The sequence below is a fragment of the uncultured Winogradskyella sp. genome (assembly GCF_947495255.1).
Taxonomy (GTDB): domain Bacteria; phylum Bacteroidota; class Bacteroidia; order Flavobacteriales; family Flavobacteriaceae; genus Winogradskyella.
Map to the genome: position 1 here is coordinate 1 of NZ_CANLYI010000018.1, position 6,805 is coordinate 6,805.

At 30.9% G+C, this 6,805-nt stretch carries 8 protein-coding genes; all 8 read left to right on the forward strand.

Annotated features, from left to right (window positions below; all coding sequences use genetic code 11):
- The first annotated feature begins 102 nt into the window (after positions 1-102).
- Positions 103-879, forward strand: coding sequence for a DUF6090 family protein (locus Q0807_RS18670; RefSeq protein ID WP_301162035.1), 777 nt, complete (start codon positions 103-105; stop codon positions 877-879).
- A 390-nt stretch (positions 880-1,269) separates the two neighbouring features.
- Positions 1,270-1,734, forward strand: coding sequence for a hypothetical protein (locus Q0807_RS18675; protein ID WP_301162036.1), 465 nt, complete (start codon positions 1,270-1,272; stop codon positions 1,732-1,734).
- A gap of 159 nt (positions 1,735-1,893) precedes the next feature.
- Entirely contained in the window at positions 1,894-2,565 is a 672-nt protein-coding gene (locus tag Q0807_RS18680) for a hypothetical protein (protein WP_301162037.1), read from the forward strand.
- A 171-nt stretch (positions 2,566-2,736) separates the two neighbouring features.
- Entirely contained in the window at positions 2,737-3,459 is a 723-nt protein-coding gene (locus Q0807_RS18685; protein ID WP_301162038.1) for a hypothetical protein, read from the forward strand.
- A 123-nt stretch (positions 3,460-3,582) separates the two neighbouring features.
- Entirely contained in the window at positions 3,583-4,596 is a 1,014-nt protein-coding gene (locus Q0807_RS18690; RefSeq protein ID WP_301162039.1) for a DUF4917 family protein, read from the forward strand.
- 186 nt (positions 4,597-4,782) lie between these two features.
- Complete coding sequence (locus tag Q0807_RS18695) at positions 4,783-5,328, forward strand: hypothetical protein (protein ID WP_301162040.1); 546 nt, start codon at positions 4,783-4,785, stop codon at positions 5,326-5,328.
- Between the two features lie 385 nt (positions 5,329-5,713).
- Complete coding sequence (locus Q0807_RS18700; protein WP_301162041.1) at positions 5,714-5,935, forward strand: PLD nuclease N-terminal domain-containing protein; 222 nt, start codon at positions 5,714-5,716, stop codon at positions 5,933-5,935.
- 182 nt (positions 5,936-6,117) lie between these two features.
- Positions 6,118-6,717: a hypothetical protein gene (locus Q0807_RS18705; RefSeq protein WP_301162042.1), complete on the forward strand. Its 600-nt coding sequence runs from the start codon at positions 6,118-6,120 to the stop codon at positions 6,715-6,717.
- Positions 6,718-6,805: the final 88 nt, after the last annotated feature.

Below are 6,805 nucleotides of genomic sequence, written 5' to 3' on the forward strand. Positions count from 1 at the left end.
TTTTCTCAGGTTCGGTCTATTTTTGCTAAATTAGTTGCTTAAACCACGCAACTAAACCATACACGCTCACGTTGTGCTTCATTATCTAGAAACCGCTAACCAATGATAAAATTCTTTAGAAAAATTAGACAAAATCTGCTTTCAGAAGGTAAAACTGGAAAGTATTTTAAATATGCCATTGGAGAAATTATACTTGTAGTTATTGGGATTCTTATTGCCCTTCAGATTAATAATTGGAATGAAAATCGAAAAGTACAAAAACTAGAAGCGCAGATTTACACAGAACTAAAAAGTGATTTACTACAAACTAGAAATGATATAAAAACAACAATTTCAAAGCATAAAGAAATATTCAAAACAAGTCAACAGCTTATAACTGATATCTATGATAAGAAATCAAATTCTCAAACAATTTATGAGTCTTTTACAACTTCCAGTGCTGAATTTCAAATTATTCCTAAAACAAGTGCTTTTGAAAATTTAAAAAACATTGGATTAAACACCTTATCTAATGACAGTCTTCGTATTGCTATAACCAATTTATTTCAATTAAATTTAAAGCGATTAGATGATGAACTTGGAATGAAACAAGCTGAATTTAATATGACAAAGCTTATTCAACCTTTTCTATTCAAATATTTATCTGCGGATTATAATCAACCAACAAAATATGGGTTTATACATTCTGACTCTATATCTATTTACAAATTAAGAATAGATAATTACGATAAATTTTTAAATGACAATGACCTTATGAAGAATTTGCAGTTATCACTCTACAATAGAGGTAAAATAATTGATGAAGAAACAGAAACTATTAAGGCAATAGATAGTGTGATTTACGGAATTAAAGAAGAACTTGATAAATTGAATAAATAACGAAAGCACAACACCGTGTATAATTCATTGCTAGTTCTAGCCTACTTGGAAATTCCTTCGGAATTTCCTCTGGTTCGTTTTTGTTTACTAATTTAGTTGCTGAAACACGCAACGAAATCATACACAAACACGATGTGGTGAAATTGCCTGCGGCACGTAGAATCGCGTTTTCCAAACGCTTCCTTTCTACTAATTTCACCACATCGTCCACTGTTAATTGCACCTCGTCTAATTTTGTGCTATATTTAGTCGAGTCTACGTGAACTCCACACGAAACTACACACATCAAAGTGTATAGCGAATGAGGCGCAATTATGCCTTCCCGTGAGGCGCGCCTCACTTCGCCATACACAGTGGACGTTGTAACCAATTTGAGAAACTGAGAGGTAAATGAATGAAATGACTCTTACTGAAAAAGAAAAGCTTACTCTGGAAAAAGAAATAGAATCAAACATTGCACATAGAAAAAAGCAAATACTTAATTTCTGTTTATACATTATTGGAGGAATTCTAATATCACTAATCTTAAGATATTGGAATAGTGAAAACATAACTTCACGAATTATTTTTGCGCACATTCTTATCGGATTTTTAATGCTGATACCAATCAGTTTTGCGTATTACTTATCACAAAGAACAATAAACAAGCTAAAAACTGATTTACGGAACGGAAAAAAAATTATTGGAATTGAAAAGGTTAAATCAATAAATTTTTTCAACAGAACAATTACTTTAGCTAATGGAATCAAAGTATACGAAACTAGCGATATGCATAAAAAAATTAAAAAAGGAGATTTAATTAAATATACAATAAGTCCAAGTAATGAATATCAGTTTGATTGTATAAAAAATTAAAAACTGGTTACAACACCGTGTATAATTAATTGCTTGGTCACTGCCGACTTACGAACATTCCTGCGGAATATTCTATCTGTGATTTATTTGCTAAATTAGTTGCTTAAACACGCAACGAAATCATACACAAACACGTTGTAGCCAATTAAAACCAAGATTATGGGATTAGATATGAGACCTTTAGGAAAGCCTAAAAAAGGATTTGAAAAAAGATTCAAAGAAATATTTGAAATGGTCGAATCGGATAATATTCCAAAACCTAGTTTTTTAGACAAATTAAAAGGGAAAAAGTTTCCAACTAAAGACGAATTAATCCAAGAATGGTTTGAAAATCAAATCCCAACTTATGAGACTATTAAAGCACCAATGGTTGGAAAAGACCCAGAAGCTGAAAAGTGGTTGAAAGAAAAATACGAGGAATTAGAAAAAAAACCTGCTTATGAGGAATTTTTAAAAGAACATCAAGGCTTTTATGTTATTCCTCTCGCTAAAGAACAAGATGGAGTACCTTGTTATATAGCTTTAGGACAAGATGAAAATGTCTTCAGAGGTCAATTCTTAATTGATTGTGTTGATATCATTGGAGAAGAACTAGCTAATGAAGCTTGGGAAACAAAACTAGCTGACGAGACTTTAGATTATGGAAATAGATTAATGTCTGTAGCTAACAAAATTGCGAAAGAAAATAAATTAGAATATTTAAAAGACCAAAGAATTCCACCAGACACCGACGAAGAACATTTAGAAAGTAAACTACATATTGTCTATTCTCTAGCTAAATGGTTAATCTTTTACGGAAAGAATGGACACGGATATGAAGCTGATTATTAAAAATAACTGGCTACAACACCGTGTATAATTAATTGCTTCATTGAGCTTACTTGCGAATATTCCTGCGGAATATTCACGGGTTCGTAAATGTTTGCTAACTTAGTTGCTTAACCACGCAACTAACCATACACAACAACGTTACCTGCAAGCTGAAAAAAATCTGAACTATAAATGAACATACTGCAAAAAATAGCCAGAAAGATAATAAAACAGTCATTTGACCTTTCTGTTTCAACAATCGAATTCTTTAGCAAAATGGAACCTTATGAACAAAAGGTTTCGGAATTAAGAAATCTCGAAAACGGAACTTTAGGAAAAGAAATAGCTGAATGTCTTGACAACCATAATCTGACTTTAGTGCCAAAATACGAAAGCCACGATTTGAAACACGTTTTGCTTAATTACCAAATGACAGCTGAAGACGAAATACGAATGCAAGCTTTTATGGTCGGAAATGGAAATTATTCTATTCCTTCGTTTGCTATTTTGATTTTCGGAGCAATTTTACTTCCAGACTTGTGGCGGACTTTTTTCTCGGACTTTAAAAAAGGAAAGAACTCTATCGGAATTTCGGAATGGTCAATCGAAAAGTATGCAACTCGAAATCTGACTGAATTAAGAGCTGAATTATTAAAACGAGAATTTGAACAAAAAACAATATTTGATATGAAACGAGTTACTAAATTTGGAGCTTTTGCTTCAATAACAGCAGGAATTTTTGGAATGATATTCTGTTTGCCATTTCTTTTTTCATCGAATATGGCTGATTTAGTTGGTGCAGGATTTCCTTTTGTTGCTGGAGCAATATTAGCAGTTGGCGGACTTTTGGCTTTATCGAATTTATCACGACCGAATAAAAGCCAGCAGGTAACACCGTATAAAATTAATTGCTAGTTTCTAGCCTACTTACGAAAGTCCTCGCGGACTTTCTATCTGTGATTTATTTGCTAAATTTAGTGCTTAAATCACGCAACTAATCTTATACAAGCACGTTGGTAGTAATTTGAAAAACGCAATATGAATTCAAAAGAATTAAATCTTCTCGGAATACGAGAATGGGAATGGATTTCAAAAAACTACGACAAACCTAATTTGTTATTGGGAAACGGATTTAGTGTTAATATTGCAGAGCAATTTAACTACAAATCTCTATTTGAAGAATTTATAAAAAATGCAGACAAGGAATTTAGTGCATTATTTAAAATGTTTGGAACAACAAACTTTGAAATAATTCAAGAATATCTAACTCATTCAACCAAAGTAAATCAAATATTCGATTTAGAGACTGAACGAATATTTAAAGCAATTGAAAATTTAAAAAATGGACTGATTAAAACAATCAATAAAGTTCATCCAAGGTTTAAGGAAATTGATTTAAATCAAATTGATAGATTAACTAAACAATTAGTAGATGATTTTGGAGATGTTTATAGTTTAAATTATGACATGTTTTTATATCATCTAATAATGCACTCTGTAGATTTATATAAACAAGGCGATAGAAAAACGGCTTATCAAGATTATTTCTGGGGTAATTCCAATCGTGAAACAATTGAATTTGTACCATTTCAAAACTTCAAACACTATAAGCACGTTTATTATCTTCATGGAGCACTATGTTATTTCAAAAACGATATAATTGATTATAAAATTTTACGGAAGCCGGATATTGAGTTGATTGAGGTAATTGAAAACAAAATTCGAGAAGGAAAGTTTCCTTTATTTGTATCAGAAGGGACTTCCTCTGACAAACTCAAATCTATTGGCCGAAGTAATTACTTAAATTTTTGTTTGCGTAAACTTAAAACAGATAAAGAACCTTTATTAGTTTTTGGAACAAGCTTGTCTTCTAACGACAAACATATTGTCGATGCAATTTGTGAAAATAAAAGAGACCTCATTATTGCCATTTATGTAGGAAATAAAACAGAAGCTATTCTTAACAGAGAAGTTGCTGAATTTAAAGAAATGTTCGATAAAAAATGTTTGAGTATTGATTTTATAAATTCAAATTCATTGTTTAACTTTTAAAAAAACTACTACCAACACCGTGTATAATTAATTGCTAGGTTCTTCTCTACTTGCGAATATTCCTGCGGAATATTCACAGGTTCGTAAAAGTTTGCTAAATTAGTTGCTTAACCACGCAACTAACCATACACAACAACGTTGGCAATAATATCCAAGCTGAACGCAAAACAAAATGCTATAATAAATATGGAAAGACTCAAACGAAATTGGAAATGGTTAGTTGGTCTTGGAATTTTCCTTCTTATTTATAAAATACTTATTCCATATCAATATAATTACTATTTGGAAAGAGATTTGATTGACTTTGAGCTGACTGATACGCTAATCATTATCGGAATTGTATTTCTCATTTCTCTATTTCTTTTTTATAGGTTTTTATCAATCGAAAATGATATAGCACTCAGAATAATGAAGACTTTTGCTTTTTCTGTATTTATGGGAATTGTATATATTATCTGGATTCAAAGTATCATAATTGCTTCTGGATTATTTATAAATCGAATAACCAATACTGAAAAAATATCGGAACGATTTGAAATCACTTACGTTATGAAAAATGGAGAAGTCGGAATTAGGTCGTTAGAAGACCAATATTTTGAAAGAACTGAAAACAAGTTTACGGAATCCGACTTGAATAAAATAAAAGAAGGAGACACAATAAAAATAGATTTTCAAACAGGATTTTTTGGTAAAAAGTATTTGAACTCTAGAAAAATAAACATTGCAGAATAAAATACTATTGCCAACACTGTATATAATTTATTGCTTGGTTCTAGCCTACTTACGAAAATCCTCGCGGATTTTCTATTCGGTTTATATTTGTTAACTTAGTTGCTTAACCACGCAACAAACCATATACAAACACGTTAGCTTTAATGCTGGAGCAAGTTTGCGGAATTAAAAAAAGCCAGTTTGTTTTTCTATTTTTTTTGAGTTTTAAGAAAGTGAAAAACGAAAAATAATATTGCAGAATTTAAAAAAATACGCTGAATTATCACTTAAACTCTGAATTGAATTACGTCTGACTTTTTAGTTCGATTGCGGAATTAAAAACTCGGAATCTCACTCAATCGGAATTTAGCAAGTTGAGAAATTAAAAAATTATAAAATAAATATTATGGATAAAACAATTACAGAATTTTCTTTAGGCCTATTTGTTTGGCAAGCTTTATTATTAATTTCAATTGGACTTTGGATTTTTTGCTTAGTAGATATTTTAAGAAATCGGTTTCAGAAAAATGACAAAATTATTTGGACTTTAGTTGTTATATTACTTCCAATTTTAGGTTCACTTTTATATTTATTTATTGGGAAAAGTAAAAAGTTAAAACTGAATTAATAACTTTAGCGAAAAGCACTAAAAGCTAACAAAGTATAAAAATAATTGCGGTTTAGTGCTTAATCAAAGGTAGTTGCAGATTTGCTACGTCTGAATTTCCTGCGGAAATTCCTCGCACGCAAACCCGCAACTATTCTTATACGAGACCGTTGTGCATAATGTCTCAAAACCGCAGAAAACAAATGAAAAACCCGAATGGAACTTGGTTAAAGATTAAAACAGGAGACGACTATTGTCAACCAGAATTTATTGAATTCAATAACGACCAAATCATCCATTTTGAGCTTGAATTAAAAAACGGAAATGAATTATCAAAAGTTCGAACTGAATGGAGCGAAAAACTTTCCGAATCCAAATATGAATTCGTAAATGACAATCGAATAAAAATATTCAGAATGGGAAAAACCCACACTGTGCTGAGCGAAACTGAATCTAAAACGGAGGATACTGAATTTGCGACTGACTATGAAAGAATTCAACCAACCAAAACGGAACTTGAATCTGAAAAAATTGAGTCCCTTGAATTCAAAGCACAATGGAATAACGAGAAAATACCATTAACGTTCAACAAAATTTTAGATAGTACAGTTATCCAAGAACTACATAAAAGAATGAAAAGAAATGGACGGAAATTAATATTAGAAAATTTGCAAGGAACTTATTTCGCATCAATTTTCGAAAATGATGAGCGAAAAACACTAATTGGAATAAAGGAAATTGACGAGAAAAAAGCAATCTTATTTGGATTCCCAGAAAAACCATATGAAATTAAAGCAGAATAAAAACACTATGCACAACAAAGAACTGAGTTAAAAAACAAGTCATTTTAAACTAATCTTGAAACAAAGTTTTCATCGTAAGGTCGTCCAC

Coding starts and splice junctions, on each gene's coding strand:
- Q0807_RS18670 (WP_301162035.1), top strand. CDS start 103: ATGATAAAATTCTTTAGAAAAATTAGACAAAATCTGCTTTCAGAAGGT.
- Q0807_RS18675 (WP_301162036.1), top strand. CDS start 1,270: ATGAATGAAATGACTCTTACTGAAAAAGAAAAGCTTACTCTGGAAAAA.
- Q0807_RS18680 (WP_301162037.1), top strand. CDS start 1,894: ATGGGATTAGATATGAGACCTTTAGGAAAGCCTAAAAAAGGATTTGAA.
- Q0807_RS18685 (WP_301162038.1), top strand. CDS start 2,737: ATGAACATACTGCAAAAAATAGCCAGAAAGATAATAAAACAGTCATTT.
- Q0807_RS18690 (WP_301162039.1), top strand. CDS start 3,583: ATGAATTCAAAAGAATTAAATCTTCTCGGAATACGAGAATGGGAATGG.
- Q0807_RS18695 (WP_301162040.1), top strand. CDS start 4,783: ATGGAAAGACTCAAACGAAATTGGAAATGGTTAGTTGGTCTTGGAATT.
- Q0807_RS18700 (WP_301162041.1), top strand. CDS start 5,714: ATGGATAAAACAATTACAGAATTTTCTTTAGGCCTATTTGTTTGGCAA.
- Q0807_RS18705 (WP_301162042.1), top strand. CDS start 6,118: ATGAAAAACCCGAATGGAACTTGGTTAAAGATTAAAACAGGAGACGAC.